The organism is Nitratidesulfovibrio sp. D1 (assembly GCF_051133415.1).
GTDB lineage: Bacteria > Desulfobacterota > Desulfovibrionia > Desulfovibrionales > Desulfovibrionaceae > Cupidesulfovibrio.
The window spans coordinates 25,475-45,976 of sequence record NZ_JBPGNZ010000008.1 but is presented as its reverse complement, the minus strand read 5'-3'; the positions used below and the strand labels follow the sequence as shown (position 1 = coordinate 45,976).

General features: G+C 66.8%; 16 protein-coding genes. 14 read left to right on the top strand and 2 right to left on the bottom strand.

Translation table 11 applies throughout. The features are described from left to right. Positions 1 to 5: 5 nt before the first annotated feature. From ACR4XJ_RS15000 to ACR4XJ_RS14955, 10 genes are all read left to right on the top strand, one after another. Complete coding sequence (locus ACR4XJ_RS15000; RefSeq protein WP_434755970.1) at positions 6 to 554, top strand: hypothetical protein; 549 nt, start codon at positions 6 to 8, stop codon at positions 552 to 554. A 4-nt stretch (positions 555 to 558) separates the two neighbouring features. Then, positions 559 to 1,143, top strand: a complete 585-nt coding sequence (locus ACR4XJ_RS14995; RefSeq protein ID WP_434755969.1) for a hypothetical protein — start codon at positions 559 to 561, stop codon at positions 1,141 to 1,143. 26 nt (positions 1,144 to 1,169) lie between these two features. Further along, positions 1,170 to 2,828: a type IV pilus secretin PilQ gene (pilQ, locus tag ACR4XJ_RS14990; RefSeq protein WP_434755968.1), complete on the top strand. Its 1,659-nt coding sequence runs from the start codon at positions 1,170 to 1,172 to the stop codon at positions 2,826 to 2,828. 58 nt (positions 2,829 to 2,886) lie between these two features. Next, a complete protein-coding gene (locus ACR4XJ_RS14985; RefSeq protein WP_434755967.1) occupies positions 2,887 to 4,593 on the top strand; it encodes a GspE/PulE family protein in 1,707 nt (568 codons plus the stop codon). A 203-nt stretch (positions 4,594 to 4,796) separates the two neighbouring features. Then, the gene (locus tag ACR4XJ_RS14980; protein WP_434755966.1) at positions 4,797 to 6,014 is read left to right on the top strand and encodes a type II secretion system F family protein; all 1,218 of its coding nucleotides are present in this window, start codon (positions 4,797 to 4,799) and stop codon (positions 6,012 to 6,014) included. Between the two features lie 164 nt (positions 6,015 to 6,178). After that, positions 6,179 to 6,598, top strand: a complete 420-nt coding sequence (locus ACR4XJ_RS14975) for a type II secretion system protein (protein WP_434755965.1) — start codon at positions 6,179 to 6,181, stop codon at positions 6,596 to 6,598. A 79-nt stretch (positions 6,599 to 6,677) separates the two neighbouring features. After that, complete coding sequence (locus ACR4XJ_RS14970) at positions 6,678 to 7,958, top strand: type IV pilus twitching motility protein PilT (RefSeq protein ID WP_434755964.1); 1,281 nt, start codon at positions 6,678 to 6,680, stop codon at positions 7,956 to 7,958. A gap of 316 nt (positions 7,959 to 8,274) precedes the next feature. Then, on the top strand, positions 8,275 to 8,844 hold the full coding sequence (locus ACR4XJ_RS14965; RefSeq protein ID WP_434756060.1) for a pilus assembly FimT family protein: 570 nt from the start codon (positions 8,275 to 8,277) through the stop codon (positions 8,842 to 8,844). A 68-nt stretch (positions 8,845 to 8,912) separates the two neighbouring features. Further along, positions 8,913 to 9,311 (top strand): prepilin-type N-terminal cleavage/methylation domain-containing protein, encoded by a 399-nt coding sequence (locus tag ACR4XJ_RS14960; protein WP_434755963.1) that lies wholly within the window; start codon positions 8,913 to 8,915, stop codon positions 9,309 to 9,311. A gap of 13 nt (positions 9,312 to 9,324) precedes the next feature. After that, a complete protein-coding gene (locus tag ACR4XJ_RS14955) occupies positions 9,325 to 12,678 on the top strand; it encodes a PulJ/GspJ family protein (RefSeq protein ID WP_434755962.1) in 3,354 nt (1,117 codons plus the stop codon). Between the two features lie 242 nt (positions 12,679 to 12,920). Here ACR4XJ_RS14955 and ACR4XJ_RS14950 read toward each other — a convergent pair whose 3' ends face one another. Next, a complete protein-coding gene (locus ACR4XJ_RS14950) occupies positions 12,921 to 13,610 on the bottom strand; it encodes a DUF4124 domain-containing protein (protein ID WP_434755961.1) in 690 nt (229 codons plus the stop codon). A gap of 83 nt (positions 13,611 to 13,693) precedes the next feature. On the opposite strand from ACR4XJ_RS14950, the gene ACR4XJ_RS14945 reads away from it, so the two are divergent. Then, the gene (locus tag ACR4XJ_RS14945) at positions 13,694 to 14,341 is read left to right on the top strand and encodes a transglycosylase SLT domain-containing protein (protein ID WP_434755960.1); all 648 of its coding nucleotides are present in this window, start codon (positions 13,694 to 13,696) and stop codon (positions 14,339 to 14,341) included. Positions 14,342 to 14,367: 26 nt separating this feature from the next. Here ACR4XJ_RS14945 and ACR4XJ_RS14940 read toward each other — a convergent pair whose 3' ends face one another. Then, on the bottom strand, positions 14,368 to 15,171 hold the full coding sequence (locus ACR4XJ_RS14940; protein WP_434755959.1) for a prepilin peptidase: 804 nt from the start codon (positions 15,169 to 15,171) through the stop codon (positions 14,368 to 14,370). Between the two features lie 209 nt (positions 15,172 to 15,380). On the opposite strand from ACR4XJ_RS14940, the gene ACR4XJ_RS14935 reads away from it, so the two are divergent. From ACR4XJ_RS14935 to ACR4XJ_RS14925, 3 genes are all read left to right on the top strand, one after another. Next, positions 15,381 to 16,499, top strand: a complete 1,119-nt coding sequence (locus tag ACR4XJ_RS14935) for a type IV pilus twitching motility protein PilT (RefSeq protein ID WP_434755958.1) — start codon at positions 15,381 to 15,383, stop codon at positions 16,497 to 16,499. Positions 16,500 to 16,576: 77 nt separating this feature from the next. Continuing rightward, the gene (locus tag ACR4XJ_RS14930) at positions 16,577 to 18,526 is read left to right on the top strand and encodes an AAA family ATPase (protein WP_434755957.1); all 1,950 of its coding nucleotides are present in this window, start codon (positions 16,577 to 16,579) and stop codon (positions 18,524 to 18,526) included. A 277-nt stretch (positions 18,527 to 18,803) separates the two neighbouring features. Beyond that, on the top strand, positions 18,804 to 20,366 hold the full coding sequence (locus ACR4XJ_RS14925) for a PhoH family protein (RefSeq protein ID WP_434755956.1): 1,563 nt from the start codon (positions 18,804 to 18,806) through the stop codon (positions 20,364 to 20,366). The last annotated feature ends 136 nt before the right edge of the window (positions 20,367 to 20,502 follow it).

Genomic DNA, 20,502 nt, shown 5'->3' with positions numbered 1-20,502 from the left:
CAGCCATGCAAGCATCCAAAAGCACATCGCCCTTTCTCGTACCCGGGCTGTCCCTTGCGGTCATCGTGGGCATGGCGCTGCTGCTCATCGCGCCCGCCATGCGCGAGACGGCCCGCGTGCGCGAAGAAACGGCGCAGATCCGCGCCATGTTGCAGATGCAGCAGACCTTCGCCCCGGTCATCGCCGAAATGAAGGCCGACGCCGCCCGCTTCGACGCATCGCTGGCCCGGCGCACCGCGCTGGCCGCGCCCAACCCGCCCGCCCTGGCGGAAGCCATCGGCGCCTTGCAGGACATGGGCAACCGCGCCTCGCTCAAGGGCGTGCGCTTCGTGCCGCTGGCGGAATCGGTGCTGGGCAACAGCGACATGGTGCGGCTGGACGGCGTCATGGACGGCCCGCTGGAATCGTTCCGCGCCTTTCTGATGCAGGTCACGGCGCAGCCGTGGCTGGACCGCGTGGAATCCATGGAAGTGACCGCGGGCACCCAGTGGCCGGGCTACAAGGTGTCCATCTGGGTGAAGGTGAACGGCAACGCAACGCGCATCGGTGGGTGAAGGCATGACCCGCAGGGAAAAGATTATGATCGGCATGGCGGGCGTCGCGGCCATCGCGGCGGTGGTCATCCTTCTGCTGCCGACGGGCTCTTCGCGGCCGGTCACGGCCGTGGGCGCCCCCGGCTCCGTTTCCTCCAGCCTGGCTGGCGCGACTGGCGCGGCTGGCGGGACTGGCCTCGCGGGGGGGCTGCCCCCCGGCGCCGAGGCCCCCGGCCCCATAGTCGAACAGGCCCGCAAGACCCTGGCCGAAGCGGTGATCACCCCCAGCCAGCTCTACGTGCTGGACGCGGCGGTGCGCCAGGCCGCGCCCAACCCCTTCCACCCCGTGCAGGGCAAGGGCGACGGCGCGGGCGGCGCGGGTCCCGATGGCAAGGGCGGCAAGAGCGCCGCGCACGACATCGCCTACACGGGCTACGTTGCCATCGGCAACAGCGTGCTGGGCATCCTGGACGGCCTTGAATACCGCGTCGGCGAGACCGTTGCGGATACCGGATACGTGGTGAAGACGATAACGCCGGGCAAGGTCGTCCTGGCATCGCCGGGCGATGTGACCGACAGGGAAATCCCCTACTCGGGCGACGACCTGTAACCTGCGAGCAGTACGGGAGAATTTTGATGCGCTCCATGAGAAGACACGTTCCCCTGGCCCTCGTCGTCCTGCTTGCGGCGGCTTTCGTCCTCGGCACCCTGGGTTGCGCCAAACGCAAGGAAGAGGCCGACCCCTTCTTCGACAAGTGGAAGACCATGGCCACCAATTCCACGGGGTTCTCGCCCTCGCGCGAGACGCGGGTAATCCAGCCCCGCGCCGTGCTGCGGCAGGACAAGGTGGCGGAAGAGCAGGACCAGCAGGCCCGCCCGCTGCCCACCGTGCCGGTAACGCTCAAGCTGCACAACGTGGATGTGGGCGTGGGCCTGCGCAGCCTGGCCGCCGCCGCCGGAAAGAACATCATCCTCAGCCCCGGCGTGAAGGGCTCGGTCAACATCAACGTCAACCGGGTGCCGTGGGCCGACGTGTTCAAGGGCATGCTGGACAGCAACGGCCTGGACTACGCGTGGCAGGGCGAACTGATCAAGGTCATGACCCTGGCCGACAAGAAGGCCGAACTGGAACGCGCCACGCTGGAAAACCAGCGCATGGCCCAGAAGCTGAAGGGCCGCAAGGTGGGCCCGCTGGTCACCACCGTGCTCGACGTGCGCTACGCGGAAGCGGCGGAACTGAAGAAGAACCTGGAAGGCTTCCTGTCCAGGGACGACCAGAACAAGCCCGTGGGTTCGGTGGTGGTGGACACCTTCACCAACTCGCTGATCATCCAGGCCGTGGAAGACGACCAGCGCAAGCTGATGACCCTGGTGGCCAACCTCGACAAGCCCCGCGCGCAAATCCAGCTCAAGGCCCACATCGTGGAAGCCACCAAGGAAACCGCGCGCGACCTCGGCATCCAGTGGGGCGGCATCAACCGCGTGGGCAACATCGCGGGCAGCAACAACCTGTGGGTTACCCCCGGCGGCACCGGCGGCACGGCGGGCGCCAACCCGCAGGGGGGCGGCTACACGCCGTTCTTCGGCTCGCCCGGCATCAGCGGGCAGGGCAGCGGCATCAACTTCCCCATCGACACCACGGGCAAGTCGGGCGCGGGCTCGCTGGGGCTGCTGTTCGGCACGCTGGGCGGCAACATGCTGGAAGTGCAGCTTTCCGCCCTGCAGGAAAACAGCAAGATCAACATCCTTTCGTCGCCGTCCATCTCCACCCTGGATAACCAGATGGCCTACACCGAAAACGGCGAGAAGGTGCCCTACGTTTCCACCAACGCCCAGGGCGACCGCGAGGTGAAGTTCGAGGACGCGGTGCTGCGCCTGGAAATCACCCCCCACGTCATCGACGACAAGAACCTGAAGCTGAAGGTGCTGGTGAAGAAGGACGAGGTGGACCTTACCCGCACGGTGGAAGGCAACCCCTTCATCATCAAGAAGCAGACGGAAACCACGCTTATCGTGCAGGACGGCGAGACCATCGTCATCTCCGGCCTGACCAAGGACCGCAAGAGCACGGGCCGTAGCGGGGTACCGGGCCTGCACGACGTGGAAGGGCTGGGCTGGCTGTTCGGCAGCGATTCCAAGGGCAGCAAGCTGGAGGAAGTGCTGATCTTCATCACGCCCACGGTGCTGCCCTACCGCGAAATGGCGGAACAGGGGGCCACGCAGCAGATCACGGTGCAGCCGGGGCTGGCCGGGCAGGCGCCCGCCATCGATCAACAAGTGCTGCCCCGCCAGTAACCGCACGGGCCGCGAACCATGACGCCACACCATCACCCCGAAGCAAGGTAGGAACGCCGTGCGTCAGCGTGTACGATTGGGCGAACTGCTGGTGCAGGCCGGGCTGCTCACCGACGAGCAGCTCAAGGCCGCCCTGCGCGAACACAAGAAAAGCGGGCTGCGTCTCGGCCAGTACCTGACCAAGACCAACCTGTGCCGCGAATCCGACGTGGTGGAACTGATCAGCCGCCAGTTGAAGATAGAACGGTACAGCCCCCAGTCGCACCCGCTCAGCCTGAACATGGCCGAGCGCCTGCCGCTGGACGTGGCCCAGAAGTGCAACGCGGTGCCCCTGCAACAGCACGGCCACGTGCTGGTGGTGGCCATGGTGGACCCGCTGGACATCGACGCCCTGGACACGCTGGAATTCGCCACCAACAGCGAGGTGGAACCGCTCATCTGCACGGAGCAGGAGTACAACCAGCTGTTCAGCGCCATCTACGGCATGTTCACCAACCTCGACGGCGTCATCGAAAGCCTGGGCGAACTGCACACCGCCGCCGCCAGCCAGAGCGACGCGGCCGAGCGCGACGTGGCCGTGGACGAACTGACCAACCAGGCCGACCTGGCCCCCGTCATCCGGCTGGTCAACTCCATTCTGGCGCAGGCCGTGCGCGAAGGCGCCAGCGACGTGCACATCAGCCCGGAAAAGGACAGCGTGCAGGTGCGCTTCCGCATAGACGGCAAGCTGCGCGAGGCCCCGGCCCCGCCGCGCAGCGTTGCCCCCGCCGTGGTCTCGCGCATCAAGATTCTGGGCAACATGGACATCGCCGTCACCCGCGTGCCGCAGGACGGCCGCTTCACCATGCATCTGGACAACCGCGAGATCAACGTGCGCGTGTCCAGCATTCCCACCATCTACGGCGAAAACATGGTGCTGCGCCTGCTGGACATGAGCGGGCGCGACTACACGCTGGACATGCTGGGCATGCAGTCGGGCGACCATCAGACCATCGAAGGGGCCATCCACAAGCCCTACGGCATGATCCTGTCCACAGGCCCCACCGGCAGCGGCAAGTCCACCAGCCTGTACGCCATCCTGAAAAGCATCAACCGGCCGGACATCAACATCATCACCCTGGAAGACCCGGTGGAATACCGCATCCGGGGCATCCGGCAGGTGCAGCTGAACCGCAAGGCGGGCATGACCTTCGCCAGCGGCCTGCGCTCCATCCTGCGGCAGGACCCGGACGTGGTGATGGTGGGCGAAATACGCGACGCGGAAACCGCCGCCATCGCCGTGCAGGCCGCCCTTACCGGGCACCTGGTGCTGTCCACCCTGCACACCAACGACGCGGCGGGCGCGGTGACGCGGCTCATCGACATGGGCATAGAGCCGTTTCTGGTGTCTTCGGTGCTGCTGGTTTCGTTCGCGCAGCGGCTGGTGCGCCGGGTGTGCACCAACTGCGCGGAACCGTACGCCCCGCTGCCCGCCGCCCTGGCCGCCTTCGGCCTTGGGCCGGACACGCCGGGGGCCACGTACCTCAAGGGGCGCGGCTGCCACCACTGCGCCCACACCGGGTACCGGGGCCGCACCGGGGTGTTCGAAATCCTGCCCATGACCCAGATGATCCAGGAACTGGTGATAAAGCGCAGCTCCACGCAGGTCATTGCCGAGGCGGCCATCAGCACCGACCTCATGCGCACCCTGAAGCAGGACGCGGCGCTGAAGATTTTGCGCGGCACCACCACGGTGGAAGAAGCCGCAACTTCCGTCATGCTTTAAGCGAGATACGACAACATCTGACACGCTTTACGGGCTGTTTCTAAATTAGGATTTTCGTTCGTTGGCAAGGAAAACAAGCCTGCCATGAGGGAGTATACTCTTGCCGTATTTGACCGAAATGGCAGGCGAAGTTTGACGAAGCCAACGGGCGAAAGGACAATTTAGAAACAGCCCAACAACAGGTAACCCACGACAGGCACGACATGCCCACCTACGTCTACACCGCGCTGAACGAACACGGCGTGAACATGCAAGGCGCCATCGACGCCGACTCACCCGAGACGGCGCGCGCCCTGCTGCTGTCGCGCGGCTACGTGCCCATGAAGGTCAAGGCGCAGGGGGCGGGGCTGGAACTCGGCGCACTGGGCGACATCCTGAACCCGGTGAAGCCCAAGGAACTCATCCTGTTCACCAAGCAGTTCCGCACCCTGTTCCAGGCGGGCATACCCATCACCCAACTGTTGCAGGTGTTGCAGAACCAGACCGAGAGCAAGAAACTGAAGCGCGTGGCTGCGGACATGGCCCAGGCCATCGTGGGCGGCTCCACCCTGTACGACGCCTTCAAGGCGCACCCGCGCGTGTTCAGCGAACTGTACTGCTCCATGATGCGCGCCGGGGAAGCCAGCGGCGCGCTGGGCGACGTCATGGAACGCCTCGTCTACCTGCTGGAACACGAGCACAAGATACGCTCCGACATCGCGTCGGCCATGCGCTACCCCAAGATGGTCGTCGGCGCTCTGGTCATCGCGTTCTTCGTGCTGCTGAACATGGTCATTCCCAAGTTCGTCATGATCTTCTCCGCAGCCAAGCTGGATCTGCCCCTGCCCACCAAGATCGCCATCGCCATGCACCATGGCATCAACAACTACTGGCCGCTGCTGCTGGCCGGGCTGGCGGCGCTGACGGTGGCCTACAAGTGGTGGCTGCGCACGGAACCGGGCCGCTACTGGCGCGACAGCCTGCTGCTGCGCGTGCCCATCATCGGCCCGGTGCTCCAGAAGTCGGTCATGGCCCGCTTCGCGGCCATCTTCTCCATCATGCAGTCCAGCGGCGTCACCGTGCTGGATGCCCTGGACGTTTTGACCAACACCATCGGCAACGCGGCCATCGCCCGCGAATTCCGCAGGATACAAGACAAGCTGAAGGAAGGCCGGGGCATCGCCGACCCGCTGAAATCCGCCAGGTTCTTCACCCCGCTGGTCATCAACATGGTGGCCATCGGCGAGGAATCGGGCAGCCTCGACGCCATGCTCAGGGACGTGGCCCGCCACTACGACGAGGAAGTGGAATACGCCGTGGCCGGAATGGCCGAGGCCATCGGCCCCATCCTCATCGTGGTGCTGGCGGCGGTGGTGGGCTTTTTCGCCCTCGCCATCTTCATGCCCATGTGGGACCTGACCAAGATGGTAGGAAAACACTAGGATACGACATGCCCATGCATGCCGGGACGCGACGCGCACACCCGATGGGGGGGCGGCGCACGCCCGCACCGGCGCCACATAGGGAGGGGGGACGGAAGGTCCGGAACCCTAGCCAGAACAGGAATTCAGGACATCGTAACACCACGCATCAGGAGGAACATCCCATGACCCGGAACAGAAAGGACAGGAAGAAGGAACAGGGCTTCACCCTCATCGAAATCGTGGCCGTGCTGGTCATCCTCGGCATTCTCGCCGCCGTGGCCGTGCCCAAGTATTTCGACCTGCAGGATTCCGCGCGGAAGAACGCCGCAGCGGCCGCCGTGGCTGAAGTACAGTCTCGCCTCAATGCGCGTTTTGCCCAAGAACTCTTGACGGGTGCACAATGCTCCGCAGCTGTTACTACTGCAGTTGCCAATGCGGGCGGCGATCTTGGGAATGGCTGGTCTGCTACAGTTGGAACCCCGACAGGTAACATCTCCAAGGTTACGCTTGAGTTCGATGGCAAAGAAGTCGACCACCCGGATTCTGCGAAGGATTGGGAAGTCGTGACCCCCGAGTGCGCCACGCCCACTACTACCCCGTAGTCTTTGACTCCGCCTTGGAACTGCCCGGCGGCGGCGCACCCGCGCCGCCGCCCTTTCCCCCAACGCACAGGTGTCCGCCATGAACGAGACCTTCAGCCGCATCATCTCCCAGGCCGTGGCCCACGGCTGGTCCGACGTGCACATCACCGGCGGCCATCCGGTGGCGTACCGCAAGGACGGCGACATCGGCATGCTGCGCGACACCGTGCTTTCGCCCCCGGAAGTGGACGACCTTGCCCGCGATCTGCTGAACCCGCACCGGGCGGACATCCTGCGCCGCCGCTGGTCGGTGGACTTCGCCCATTCCGTGGCGGGCATCCGGGTGCGGGTGAACATCTTCAACACCACGCGGGGCCTCAGCATGGCCGTGCGGCTGCTGGCCGGGCGCATTCCCACCCTGGCCCATCTCAACCTGCACCCCTCGCTGGAGGAGTTCACCCGCCTGCGGGCCGGGCTCATCCTTGTCTGCGGGGCCACGGGCAGCGGCAAGACAACCACCATGGCCGCCATGCTGGACGAGATAAACCGCAACCGCCCGGCACACATCATCACCCTGGAAGACCCCATCGAGTACCGCTTTGCCTCCAAGAAGGGCTTCGTGGAGCAGCGGGAACTGGGGGCGCATTTTCCCAGCTTCGAGCGCGGCCTGCTGGACGTGCTGCGCGAAGACCCGGACGTGATCCTGGTGGGCGAACTGCGCGAGGCGGAAACCATCCGCCTTGCCCTCAGCGCCGCCGAATCGGGCCATCTGGTCATCGCCTCGCTGCACTCCGCCACGCCGGAGGAAGCCCTGTACCGGCTGTGCAACGCCTTTCCGCTGGAAGCGCAGGAACTTGTACGACACCAACTGTCGTCCACCCTGCACGCCATCGTGGTGCAGCAGTTGCGCATGCATCCCGTGGCCCGCTTCCGCGTGCCGGTGCTGTCCATGCTCATCGGCACCCACCCGGTGCGCATGCTGGTGCGCGAGGGCAAGTTCGCCCAGTTGCACAGCATCATGGAAATGGGGCGCGGCGAGGGCATGTACACCATGGACGCCTATTACGACGACTACCTGAACCGGCCGCAGCGCTTCTCGGCCCCGTCCAACGTGTTCCGCCCCGCGCCGGAAGAGGAACACCTGCCGGATCACGAATCGCCGCTGGTGGACCACGGCCTCGGCACCACCCATTACACCCCGGAATCGGCCCGGCATCTGGCCCGTGCCGCGCTCCACCCGGATGCGCCCCGGCCGGACGCTCCCCCGCACGACCTCGGACCGTCCGGCACGGTCAGGGCGGACGAACACGGCGAGACGGTCTACACCCTGACCGACGAGGGCAGGCTGGAGGATGTGCTGCGCGAGTTCACCGGACGCTAGGGACTGTCTCTAACTTGTCTTTTCGCCCTTTGGCATCGTCAAACTTCGCCTGCCATATCGGTCGAATACGATAAGAGTATACTCCCTCATGGCAGGCTCGTTTTCCTTGCCAACGAACGAAAATCCTAAGTTAGAAACAGCCCCTAGGCACGCGGAACATACGGAACGTCCGGGGCGGTTGCGGGGGCACGCCGCCACGGGCACGGATGACAGGAAATTTTCCACGCCTTACGGGCGGGCGCGCGCCCGCCGCAACGGCCGGGCCGCGCGCCCGGCAGGCACGCACATGACGACGCACACCACGCATCACGCATCCATGCCCCCCCAGGGCGGCCTCACGGGACCGGACGTTGCCGATGGCCGGTGCGCCCCCCGTGCGGCCGCCCTTCCTTCCCCTGTTCCGCGCGCCCCGCGCAATGGAAACGGGCAGCGCGGCTTCACCATGATCGAACTGGTGGCCGTGCTGGTGATCATCGGCATTCTGGCCGCCGTGGCGGCGGACCGCATTTTCAATCAAGCCCCTGCGGAACTCGCGGCCATTTCATCGGCGGTGCGCGGCAACATCCGCTACGCCCGCACCCGCTCCATGAACAGTGACGAAATCTTCGGGGTGCAGGTCATTTCGCCCTCCACCTACGCCGTGTTCCGCAACGGCAACATCGCCAACCACGTGGTCCTGCCCGGAGAGGCAGGCGGCGTCATCACCCTGCCGGAAGGCGCGGCCTTTTCGGCCACGGGCACGGTCTTTTTCGACCACTGGGGCGCGCCGTGCAGCAACGCGGCAACGCCTCCCGCACGGTTCAACGCCAACGTGTCCGTGACCCTCAGCTATCGCGACGCGTCGGACACCATTACCATCACCCGCAATACGGGGTTCATACCATGACGCGCCCCGCCGCACCGACCGGCCGCGCATGCGGCATGCCACGTCACGCCCGCCGAGCGGCAAACGGCATGACGGGCTTCACGCTTATCGAAATCATTGTCACCATCATCATTGCCGCCATCGTGGGCGTCATGATGCTGCCCCTGACGGGCGCTTCGTTGCGCGGCAGCGCCGAAAGCCTGCTGCGGGCAGAACGGCAGGCCCGCCTTATCGATGTGGTGGAAACCATGACGGCCGACTTCCGATTCATCTTCAGCAACCCTGATGGCACCGGCGACCCGCTGGACACCTTTTCCGCGAAGGTCGGCAACGTGGGCAGCAACACCACAGCCTACGGCACCTACAGGATTATCGAAAAACGGCTGATAGGGTTCGATTCCAACCACAACGAGACCAGCGGCACGAACATCCTGAAACTCACCATCGAAGTGGAAGGCTCGCGCGTCACCTGCCTTTTCGGACAGTAGGAAGGAGCGGCACATGAACATGCGCGGCTTTACGCTGATAGAAGTCATCGTCGTCCTTATGCTGACGGGGATTTTCGCGGCGGTGGCGGGCACGGGCATTGTCACCGGGATGCGCAGCTTTGTCGAAACCCGGGCGGCGGCAGAGCTTGCCCAGCATGCACAGCTTGTCCAGGACAGGATGGCCCGCGAGATAACCGAACTGACCGAGGCCAAAAGCGGCAGCACGGCGCAGAAGATAGTGATCGGCAACATTTCCGGCGACCGCACCGTGGAATACGACAGCGCCAGCCGCGAAATCGTCATCATCTCGCCCGCTTCCGGCTCCGGCACCTACCGGGACACGCTGGCCGACAATGTGGCCGCGTTCGGTCTGCGCTACTTCCGGGGAGAAGACAACGTCTCGTCCACATGGCCGCCTTCCAGCGGGGTTGACCCGCGCGAACTGGCCGCCGTGGAGGTGAGCTTCACCCTGACCTCTCCCATCGGCGTAGAGCGGCAGTTCGTTACCCGCATCGTGCCGCGCAACAACCAGAACATGGGCGGCAACCTGCCCAGCACGGAAATTCCCTCGCTGGCCAAGTACGACTTCTGCTTCATCGCCACCGCCGCCTACGGCGACATCGACCACCCGGTCGTGACGGCCCTGCGGGAATTCCGGGACCAGCGGCTTCTGCCGTACGCCCCCGGCAGGGCCATGGTGCGGGCCTACTACGCCGTGGGGCCGCATCTTGCCCGCCTGGTGGAGGATGCCCCGCACGCACAGGCCGCGCTGCGGGCCGCGCTGCACCCCGTTGCCGCGCTGGCTTTCCTTGCGGTGCACGCCCCGGCGCATCTTGCGCTGTCAGCCTTGTTGTGCGTGGCCCTTGTGGCCGCCGTTGCCCGCGCATTACGTACAAGACCGGAGGGTGATGCCATGTACACGCAACGTGGCGCGGTACTGCTCAGCACCATTGTCACCATCGTGACCTTTGCGGCGCTGGCCGCCGGCGTGGTGGCCCTCATGACATCATCCACCCAAAGCGGGTATTTCGTCACGCAGGGGGACCAAGCCTACTACCTTGCCGAGGCGGGCTTCAACGCCGCCGCCAGCATGTACCTGCACGAAGGCGAAGGCGACACCGAACAGGATCTCGCCCGCAAGGAACTGCTGGAACGTTTTTCGGACAAACCCTTTTCGCTGGGCAGCGCCGGGTCTTTCAGGCTTGAGGCGGAACCCTACTGGTTCGAAACGATATCCAGTACCAACAACAGCATCACTGCAAAGATATATGGCGTCCGCAGGCCCGCAGTCAGCCACGCGGGCAGGCTGCGCATAGGCCAAAGCAGCACCACCGTGGCCTTCAGCAGCGTGTCCAACAGCGGGAGCGGGTCGAGCATCACCTTTTCGGGCATCACCAACCTTTCGGGCATCACGAACGATACCGACATCTTTCTTTCCGCACGGGCCACAGTGGATACCTCTGTCGGCAAGGGCGGCACCCTCACGCTGACAGGCAATTCCAACGCACTTGCCAACTTTCCGGAATTCAACGGTATGTTCACCGTGCGCGGAGAAGGCAACAGCGGCAACCTTGCCTACGTATACCGCAAGCGCGATGGCGCAACACTGCAAGACGTGCGCCTTGCCGACGGGCAGGCGGACGAGGAATGGCCGCTGGTGATCCGCTCCGGGTCGGACGTCACGCTGGAGCGCTTTCTGCGCCTGTACTCCACGGGAGTCACGCCCGACGGCACGGAACGCCTTGTGACCTACAACGTACCCATTGGCGGGATTTCCGGCGGGGTGTTCAACAAGGAACGCTTCGTGGACAGCTTCGACACCGCGGGCGATCCAAGCAACAGGTGGGTCCAGGGCGGGGAGGAGAAAGGCCAACTGGGCGACCATTCCGTGGTCACTGTCGATGGCAGCACGGCGTTGAAGGTGACGGAAATGAAGATGGCTGCGGAACGTCCGTCGGGCGGCTTCATTTCGTGGCTCATCGCCATCGTGCGGGCCATCGGCTCCTGGCTGACGGGCAGCAACCAGTGGAGCACCATATTCTTCGACTGGTCGAAAACCAATATCAACATGGCGCGGGCATGGCTGGATGCAGGCAAGAACCTGAGCTACGACGCGCAGGTAAAGGTGTACGCACAGCAAGCCGATAATAACAACTCGACCCCGAAAGACTGGGAGCTTGAACTGTTCGGCGGCATGCTATTGCGCGGCGCGCAAAACGGTGACGACCTCGACGGTATCGGCCTATCCTTCGTGCGCAGCTACCGCGAGAGGGAACGACGGCAGACCTGCACTATCATCTGCTGGGGAGACTGGACGGCATGGTCCGGGTACAGTCTTTCGACCTCCGTGGATAACAAACTGATACCGGGATACGTCAGCCCCACGGACTTCGGCCCGCTGTTCGGCGAGATATCCGGTCATACTCTGTACAAAACCACTAAATCCACGCGGGTGCTGGGCGGAGAAATCGAGCGGGAAACGCAGTATTCCCACCCCGCCATCGTGCTGTGGGCACGCGAAAACGGCCAGTTCCGCTGGCTGGCCTACAAACGGCTGCACGCAGCGAACATAGTGAACAGCAGTAACAAGTACAAGCTGCGCAACTGGTCCACCCTGCTGGTGCGCATAACCGAAGGCCGCGACCTGGGCTTTACTCACGCGGGAGGATCCGCCACGGCCGACTTCAATTACGGCGACTTCGTGGAAACCAAGAACGCCGAAAGCATGACCGTGGGCCGGGGCCGCGTCATCGGCCCGCCCATCGTCACCAGCCAGGGGTGGAACCAATCGACGGGCGTATGGAACAGCGGCGCAGCCGGAACACTGGTGCTGAGCAACGTGGAAGGCACCATGGGCAGCGGCAACCTGGTGGTCAACAACACCCAGGTCGCGCAAAGCACGGCAACCCCCGGCGGCAAGGCCACCTACCTGCGCGTCTATTACGGCGGGGCCACGAGAACCGGCGGCGACAATATACCCGCCAATGAAGGCAGCAGGGCCAACGCCCGCCTTGCAGCGGGCCAAAGCCCCAAATGGACGCCGGATGACTACGCCCCGTGGACCGGCGCCAACGGCAGCGAGCACGACAACTTCACCCTTGTGGAATGGGAGGGCGTGGCCAGCGGCGTAAACGGCATGAACGAAATCATCGCAACGCAGGGCCACACCAAGTCGATACTGAAACTGAACGGCTTTACGACATCCGACGCGGACCCCAGTACCGACCCGAACGCACGCCCCCCGGTCATCGAGGGCATCGCCCTTGTCAGTGCGGGGTCCACGGGCACCACCATCGCCTTTGACGACTTCGGCCTGCAAATCGACATTCGCGGTGGGCAGGGCTTCCTGCCGCCCATCCAGCAGTAGGCGCGACGGGCTGCGGCGCGGAGACGGAACGCGGCGGAAGCGGCGGGAAGGAAAGCCAGGAAAATTACAGCGAAGAGGAGCGGCATGGCCGCGCACCAAGGAGTGCGCGCGGTCAGCGCCGAAACAAGCGCGCCCCCCTGCGGTTCGGGGGGCGCGTCACCGTGACGGGCAAGGGAAGGAACGGGAAAGCGGAAGGAAGGCGCGCGGCGGCGGAACGCGGACGCCCCCGAAGGCGGTATGGCCTACTGACCGCCGCCATCGCCCGGTGCGTCACCGGACGCGCCGCCGGGGGCGTCACCGGACGGTTCGCCCTCTCCGGAATCCAGCAGGCGCAGGCGGCTTTCCACCTCGTTGATGCGGTTCGTCACGTCGTTCTGGTAATAGCGCGAACGCTGCTTGGCGTAGCCGTCTCCGGCGGAACGGGCACGCCGGTTGGCAAGGTCGTAGGCCGCCTTTTCCTTCTGCAACTCTTCAAGGCGGTGTTCCAGGGCCTTGCGCTCCAGTTCCCCGCGGTCCGGCGCGGACTGCACGGCGGGCAGCATCTGGCCGTCGGGACCGATGGCGGGCTGGCCGGGTTGCACCGGCTGGCCATCCGGGCCAATGTGCACGGGTTGGCCGTCGGAACCCAGCACGGGCTGGCCGGCCGGCCCTACCAACACTCCGTCCACCACGCGCGTGCCGTCCACGCCAGGGGCGAGGGTGTCCGTGGTGCCGGACGAATCGGGCAGACCGGGCCGTCCCGCTCCGGGCGTGGCCTTCAGGCTTTTCATGTCGGCGGGGGCCTGCGCCGGGGGCTGGTCGGAAATGTGCTTCACGCCCTTCTCGTCGGTCCAGATGTAGACCTTGCCGCCCAGGGCAACGCCCGGCGCAACCAGCAACCCGGCCACCAGCAACGCCGCAAGCGGCGCACCCGGCTTTCGCAGTGAGAACATCGGTACCTCCCATGCATCCCGTTACGTTCAGATCCCGCTCGATGCCCGTCGCGGCACCCGGCCCCCATGGGGCACCATACACCATGGAGCCCGCATCAGCCACGCCCATTAGATGGCGCGGGCGGGGCCGCGTGGCCCTGCTGGCGGCGGCGCTGACGCTGGCCCTTGCCGCACCCTTCGGCGTTTCCGGCGGCCCCGTCCGTTTCGCCGCCGCTGCCGAAATCGTCACCATCTACCGCTACGTGGACGAGGACGGCGTGGTGCACCTGACCGACAAGCCCAAGGGCGACACGCGCTACCGGGTGTTCGGACGGTTCAGGGTGCAGGAACTGGTGAAGGCCGTTGGACCGGTGGGCATCAAGGGGCTGGCCGCCAAGCACGGGGCGCGCCACGGGGTGGACCCGCGCCTGGTGGAGGCGGTGATCGCCGTGGAATCGAACTACGACCCCACCGCCGTCTCGCCCGCCGGGGCGCAGGGGCTGATGCAGATCATGCCCGGCACCCAGCGCGACCTTGGGGTTTCCGCGCCCTTCGACGCCGACGCCAACGTGGAGGGCGGCGTGCGCTACCTGAAATCGCTCATGGACCGCTTCGGCGACCTGCCGCTGGCGCTGGCCGCGTACAACGCCGGGCCGGAACGGGTGGCCAGGCACGGCGGCATCCCGCCCATACCCGAAACGCAGCAGTACGTGACCAAGGTGATGGATACGTACGCGCGGCTTTCGCGGTAGGGGCGGCGGGAAAGGATGGATGAGGGCTACGCCGGGTGGCCCGTCACCACCCCGAACCACCAGCGCACGATGGCCGGGCCGTACAGCATGTAGGTCACCGCGCCCAGGCTGAGGAACGGGCCGAAGGGGATGGCCACCTCTCGCGCGGACTGCCCCTCTTCGCGGCGGCGCAGGAACCACGCGGCGGCCAGCAGGGCCGAAAGGCCCGCCAGCAGAGTAACCACGGGCAGGGCCTGCCAGCCGCACAGGCCGCCGATGAGCGCCATCAGCTTCACGTCGCCAAGGCCCATGCCGTCGATGCCGCGCACGCGCTTGAAGCCCGCCAGCACCAGCCAGAACGCGCCGCCGCCCGCCACCGCGCCGATCAGGCTGTCGGCCAGGGGCATGTCCAGCAGCAGCACGGCGGCCGCCGGTGCGGCCAGCGCGCCGGACAGGGTGATGGCGTCGGGCAGGATGAACGTTTCGAAATCGATGAACGAGGCCACCAGCAACGCCCCGCCGAACACCATGTACACGGCGAAGGGCCACGTGGGGCCGAAGCGCAGCGCCAGCAGCAGCGCCAGCAGGCCGGAGACGGCCTCCACCATGGGGTAGCGCGGGCTGATGCGCTGGCCGCAGGCATGGCAGCGGCCGCACAACGCAAGGTAGCTGAGGATGGGCACCAGATGCCACGGGCGCAGCCGCGCCGCGCAGTGCGGGCAGTGCGACGGCGGCCAGAGCAGCGACTGCCCCTCGATGGAGCGGTGGATGCACACGTTGTAGAAACTGCCGAGCACCAAGCCCAGCACCAGCGCGAGCCACGGAAAGACGGCGGGGTCTGTGAACGGCATGGTGTCATTCCTCCTGCGCCGTTGCGCAAGCGACTTCTAGCAGAATGGGCCTTGCGACGCCATTAGTATACGATACTTGATTATTCCGCCCATCCGCATAGGATCGGACCAGCCCGGAAGGCGGCAACCCGGAAGACGGCGCCGGGCGGCAACCGCCCGTCCGCGCATCCCATCCCCCACCGCCGCCCGCGCGGCGCAAGGAACCACGCATGGCACGCATCGACCAGTTCTTCCACGTCCTGCACGGGCTCGGCGGCTCGGACCTGCACCTTTCCAGCGGCTGCACGCCCATGGTCCGCGTGCACGGCACGCTGCAACGGCTGGACCACCCCGCGCTGGACGATGCCGACCTTGCCGCCATGCTGGACGAGATCATCCCCCCGGCCCGGCGCGACGAATTCGCCGCCAGCGGCGACCTGGACTTCGGCTACGCCGTGCCCGGCATCGCCCGCTACCGCGCCAACTTCTACCGCCACGAGCGCGGCGTGGGCGCGGCCTTCCGCGAGATTCCCCGCGCCATCCCCTCGGTGGAACAGCTGGGCCTGCCCCCGCTGCTGCGCGACCTGGCCATGCTGCCCAAGGGCCTCGTGCTGCTGACGGGACCCACGGGCAGCGGCAAGTCCACCACCCTGGCGGCCATGATCGACCACGCCAACACCCACCGCCGCGACCACATCATCACCATCGAAGACCCGGTGGAATTCGTGCACGAGCCGCGCGGGTGCCTGATCAACCAGCGCGAGGTGGGCCGCCACACCAGAAGTTTCGCCGCCGCCCTGCGCGGGGCCCTGCGCGAGGATCCGGACATCATCCTGGTGGGCGAAATGCGCGACCTGGAAACCATCAGCCTGGCGCTGGAGGCTGCGGAAACCGGGCACCTGGTGCTGTCCACGGTGCACACCATCTCGGCGCCCAAGACCATCGACCGCATCGTCGAGGTGTTTCCGGCGGAGATGCAGGCCCAGATCCGCACCAGCCTTTCGGAAACCTTGCAGGCCGTCATCTCGCAGGTGCTTTTTCCGCGCGCCGACAGGCCCGGCCGGGTGGCCGCGCTGGAGATCATGCTGGGCGTGCCCGCCGTGCGCAACCTGATCCGCGAAAGCAAGACCTACCAGTTGCCCAGCGTGCTGCAAACCGGCAAGAACGCGGGCATGCAGACCCTGGACGACGACATCCTGCGGCTGCTGGGCGCGGGGCTGATCAACCCGCGCGACGCCGCCGTGCACGTGGCCGACAAGCCGCGCTTCAAGCCGTATCTGGCCGGGGTCGGATCCACCGCCATGGGCCGCGCGGGAAGCGCGGGAGACATCACGGATGACGATTTCTGACCGGCGGCCCCACCGGGGTCCACGTATCCCGAGGCTCCCGATGCTTCCGATGTTCCCGATGTTCCCAAGGACACGCCATGAACTACCTTGAATTGCTGGGCCTTTCGCGCGAGCCGTTTTCCACCTCGCCGGACCCGCTCTCGTACTACCGCGCGCCCGGCCACGAACTGTGCCTGCACCGGCTGGAAATCGCCGTGCGGCTGCGGCGCGGGCTGAACGTGGTGCTGGGCGAGGTGGGCACCGGCAAGAGCACCCTGTGCCGCTGCCTGCTGCGCGCCTTTGCCGAACAGCCGGAAGTGACGGCCCACCTGATCCTGGACCCCGGCTTCGCCAGCGCCGAAGCCTTTGCCCTGCACCTGTGCGAACTGCTGGCCGGTCCGGGTGGAGCGGCGGGCGCGGGAGCGCGCCCAGGTGCGGGAATGATGGACGCGGGGGCGAACGGGGGTGCGGCTGCGCCCGTCCCGGACGGCGACGGGTTCGGCCCCACGGCGGCGCACATCACGGCCACCAGCGCCCCGGCGGAAGCGCCGGGCGGCGCGCGCGTGGCCCCCGGCAGCGAACTGCGGCGCGAGGCGGTGGAACGCATCCAGGCCGCCCTGCTGCGCCTGACGCAGGAGCAGGACCGCATCGTGGTGCTGTGCATCGACGAAGGCCAGAAGCTGCTGCCCGAATGCCTGGAAGTGCTGCGCGAACTGCTGAACTTCGAGACCAACACCGAAAAACTGCTCCAGATCATCCTGTTCGGCCAGCGTGAACTGGAAGGCGCCATCGCCGCGCTGCCCAACTTCCGCGACCGCATCAACGAATACCTGCCGCTGCGGCCCCTTTCGCGGCGCGAAACCATCCGCCTGGTGCGCCACCGGCTGCGCCTGGCGGGCGGCCCGGCCGGGGAACGGCTGTTCACCCTGCCCGCCCTGCTGGCCGTGCACCACGCCACCGGCGGCTACCCGCGCAAGATCATGCGCCTGTGCCACCAGTTGGTCATGAACCTGCTGATCAACAACCGCCGCCGGGTGACCTGGCGCGAGGTGCGGGCCTTCGCCAGCCGCGACGCGGGCCTGGGCGGCAGGCTGGATACCGGCCCGGCGGGGCTCGCCGGCCTTGCGGGCAGGTCCGGGCCGGGCCCGTTGCGGGTCGTGGGCTATGCCGCGCTGGCCGCCGTGCTGCTGGGCGTGGCGATGCTGGCCGGGGGGCACGTGCTCTCCGGCGGCGACCTGCGCCTGCCATGGGCATCCGGCGGCGGACAGGCGGCAGCGACCGCCGAAAACCGCACGGATGGCGCTGCGGAGGGCAACACGGCCGGAGGCATGGCGGGCCTGTTCCGCCCCCTGCTGGCCTCGCTGGGCCTGTCCGGCCAGGAAGGCGCCCCGGAAACCGGCGCGGGAACGGCGCAGGACGCAGCCTCCGGACCGGAAACCCGCGCGGGCACCTCGGCCCGGCCGCAGGCGACGACGCCCGTGCCGCCAGCCGGGCCACCAGTCGGGTCATCGGTTGGGCCGTCAGCCGCGCCATCGGCCACGCCGGCAACCGGAATGGCAGCGGCTTCCGTGGCCGCGCCGCCCGCCCGCCTGGGCATGGTGGTGCTGCCGCGCGGCGAAACCCTGCTCGGCCTGCTGGACACCGTGTACGGCAGGGCCGCCGCCGTGCTGGACGCGGTGATGCAGGCCAACCCCGCCATCGCCAACCCCAACCGCCTGCCCTCGGACACCATCCTGGCCCTGCCCGCCCTGGCCATGGAACCGGGCATGGAGCGGCGCGGCCAGTGCGCCCTGCTGCTGGAAAGCCACCCCACGCTGGAGGAAGCCTACCGGGCGTTGCGCGCCAGAGGCGGCGGCAAGCGCGAGGTGGTGCTGGCCCCGGTGTGGAAGCCCGACCGGGGGCTGCGCTTCTACCTGATGCCCCCGCGCTTCTACGCCAAGCCCGCCGAGGCCCACGCCGCTGCGGAACGCTTCGGCCAGCGCTTTCCGGCCGCCACGGTGGAGCCCGCCTTCGGCGACGGCGCGGTGTTCTACCGCAATTTCGACTGATTCCGCCGGAAAGCCGCCCGGCATCGGCACACGGCCCGGCCACTGCGCCGGGCCGCCGCGTTTCCGGGGCCCGGTCTCACGCATCGCGCCCCCGTCCGCACGTCCGTCATCCCGCCGTCACCATATCCTCACCCAACGCCCGTCCGGGGGTGCTTCCGTATTCGCGAAAAGCGCGCTAAAGAATTTCTAGAGTTCTCACAAAACGGAGCGCACGTCGCCCCGCCCATTCCGCCGCGAGGCCCCCACAACCGAGGAGCACCCATGGGCGAAGAAGAAGGTGGACGCAGGCAACGGCAAGCGCCGCAAGGAACGGGCAGCCCCCGCCACCGGCGCCGCATCCGTCCCCGCGCCTTCTGCGATGCAGGAAGAGGCCCCGCCGCTGCCGGAGCGCAACGGCAAGATCAGGCTCTCGTCACTGGAGGATTTCGAGGAACACAGACAGGTCCACCACGCCGACGTCAGGAACGCCGCCCGCGCCGCGCCGCGCCCCACGGGCAAGCCAGACGGCAAGACCGCCCGCAAGCCCGCCGCATCCGCCGTGCCCGCCGTGTCCCCCGTATCGGGGCGCCGCAAGGCCGCCACGCGCACCCCCAGCGGAGAAATCCGCAAGCATTACGTCATCGACACCAACGTCCTGCTGGAAGACCCCGGCTGCATCGAGCAGCTGCGCAGCGACAACGAGAACGCCTGCTACCTTCCCCAGACCGTGCTTCAGGAACTGGACAAGCTGAAGCGCCAGCCTGCCAAGGCCCATCTGGTGGCCCGCGCCGTGTCCTCCGTGGAGGCCGCCGTCACCCGGGGGCACCTGCGGGTGGTCACCGGCGACTACCAGGCCCTGGCCCTGCCCTCGTCCGCACCCGAGGTCAAATCCTCTCCCGACCAGTACATCATCGCCGACGCCCGCTCGCTGCTGGCCACCGTGCCGCGCGAGGAGCCGGTGGTGCTCGTCTCCAACGACCGGCTGCTGCGCATCATGGCCGACACCAGTTCCGGCCTGCGCAGCGAGGAATACCGCTGCTCCATCCCCTTCCGCTCGGAATCGGAGCGCTACACCGGCTTCGTCACGCCCGCCGACGTGGTGCCCAACAGCTTCACCTGGGAGGGGGCGTACCCCGTGTTCCACGACCACGCGCTGGACACGCAGGAAGTCAAGTTCGCCCCCACCCCGTGGAACATCGTGCCGCGCGACGTGTACCAGGCGCTGGCCATGCGCCTGATGCTGGACCCGGACATCCCGCTGGTCAGCCTGCAATCCACGGCGGGCAAGGGCAAGACCTTCCTGGCCCTTGGCTGCGCACTGGAGATGGTGCTGAAGGAAAAGCGCCACAAGCGCATCTTCATCTCCAAGCCGCTGGTGGAAATCGGCCCCAAGCTGGGCTACCTGCCCGGCGACCTGACCGAAAAGACCGACCCGTACATGGAATACATCGTGGACCTGATGCTGAAGCTGCACAACGAGCACCGCCGCGCCCCCAACGCGCTGGCGGCCACGCCCAACGGCACCAGCCTCAGCCGCCTGAACCCCAAGGTGATCCAGGTGCTGCCCATCAACTACACGCGCGGCCGCAACCTGGAAGACTGCGTGGTGATCCTGGACGAAACCCAGAACCTCTCGCGCGAAGACCTGCGCACCCTGCTCACCCGCATGGGCCGCAACGTCAAGGTGATCTGCATGGGCGACACCCAGCAGGTGGACGCCCCCTTCAACAGCCCGGAAAACAACGGCCTGAACTGGCTGGTGCGCCTGCTGCGCGGCAACCCCGGCTATGCGCACCTAGTGCTGCGCGGCCGCAAGAGCCGTGGCCCCATCACCGACATGGTGGTGGCCGCCGGGCTGTAGGGAAGGACGGAATGCGGCGGGGGGGATGTACATCCGCACCGCGCCGCGCCACAAAAGACCGGATACATCGCACAACACGAAGGGCGGATGCCGCGAGGCATCCGCCCTTTGTCGTGGTACCTCACGGCGCGACGGG

Excerpts from the sequence above, each read along its gene's own strand:
- ACR4XJ_RS14930 (WP_434755957.1), top strand. The coding sequence starts at position 16,577 with ATGAACTACCTTGAATTGCTGGGCCTTTCGCGCGAGCCGTTTTCCACC.
- ACR4XJ_RS14935 (WP_434755958.1), top strand. The coding sequence starts at position 15,381 with ATGGCACGCATCGACCAGTTCTTCCACGTCCTGCACGGGCTCGGCGGC.
- ACR4XJ_RS14945 (WP_434755960.1), top strand. The coding sequence starts at position 13,694 with ATGGAGCCCGCATCAGCCACGCCCATTAGATGGCGCGGGCGGGGCCGC.
- ACR4XJ_RS14975 (WP_434755965.1), top strand. The coding sequence starts at position 6,179 with ATGACCCGGAACAGAAAGGACAGGAAGAAGGAACAGGGCTTCACCCTC.
- pilQ (WP_434755968.1), top strand. The coding sequence starts at position 1,170 with ATGCGCTCCATGAGAAGACACGTTCCCCTGGCCCTCGTCGTCCTGCTT.
- ACR4XJ_RS14995 (WP_434755969.1), top strand. The coding sequence starts at position 559 with ATGACCCGCAGGGAAAAGATTATGATCGGCATGGCGGGCGTCGCGGCC.
- ACR4XJ_RS14965 (WP_434756060.1), top strand. The coding sequence starts at position 8,275 with ATGCCCCCCCAGGGCGGCCTCACGGGACCGGACGTTGCCGATGGCCGG.
- ACR4XJ_RS14960 (WP_434755963.1), top strand. The coding sequence starts at position 8,913 with ATGACGGGCTTCACGCTTATCGAAATCATTGTCACCATCATCATTGCC.
- ACR4XJ_RS15000 (WP_434755970.1), top strand. The coding sequence starts at position 6 with ATGCAAGCATCCAAAAGCACATCGCCCTTTCTCGTACCCGGGCTGTCC.
- ACR4XJ_RS14980 (WP_434755966.1), top strand. The coding sequence starts at position 4,797 with ATGCCCACCTACGTCTACACCGCGCTGAACGAACACGGCGTGAACATG.
- ACR4XJ_RS14955 (WP_434755962.1), top strand. The coding sequence starts at position 9,325 with ATGAACATGCGCGGCTTTACGCTGATAGAAGTCATCGTCGTCCTTATG.
- ACR4XJ_RS14970 (WP_434755964.1), top strand. The coding sequence starts at position 6,678 with ATGAACGAGACCTTCAGCCGCATCATCTCCCAGGCCGTGGCCCACGGC.
- ACR4XJ_RS14950 (WP_434755961.1), bottom strand. The coding sequence starts at position 13,610 with ATGTTCTCACTGCGAAAGCCGGGTGCGCCGCTTGCGGCGTTGCTGGTG.
- ACR4XJ_RS14940 (WP_434755959.1), bottom strand. The coding sequence starts at position 15,171 with ATGCCGTTCACAGACCCCGCCGTCTTTCCGTGGCTCGCGCTGGTGCTG.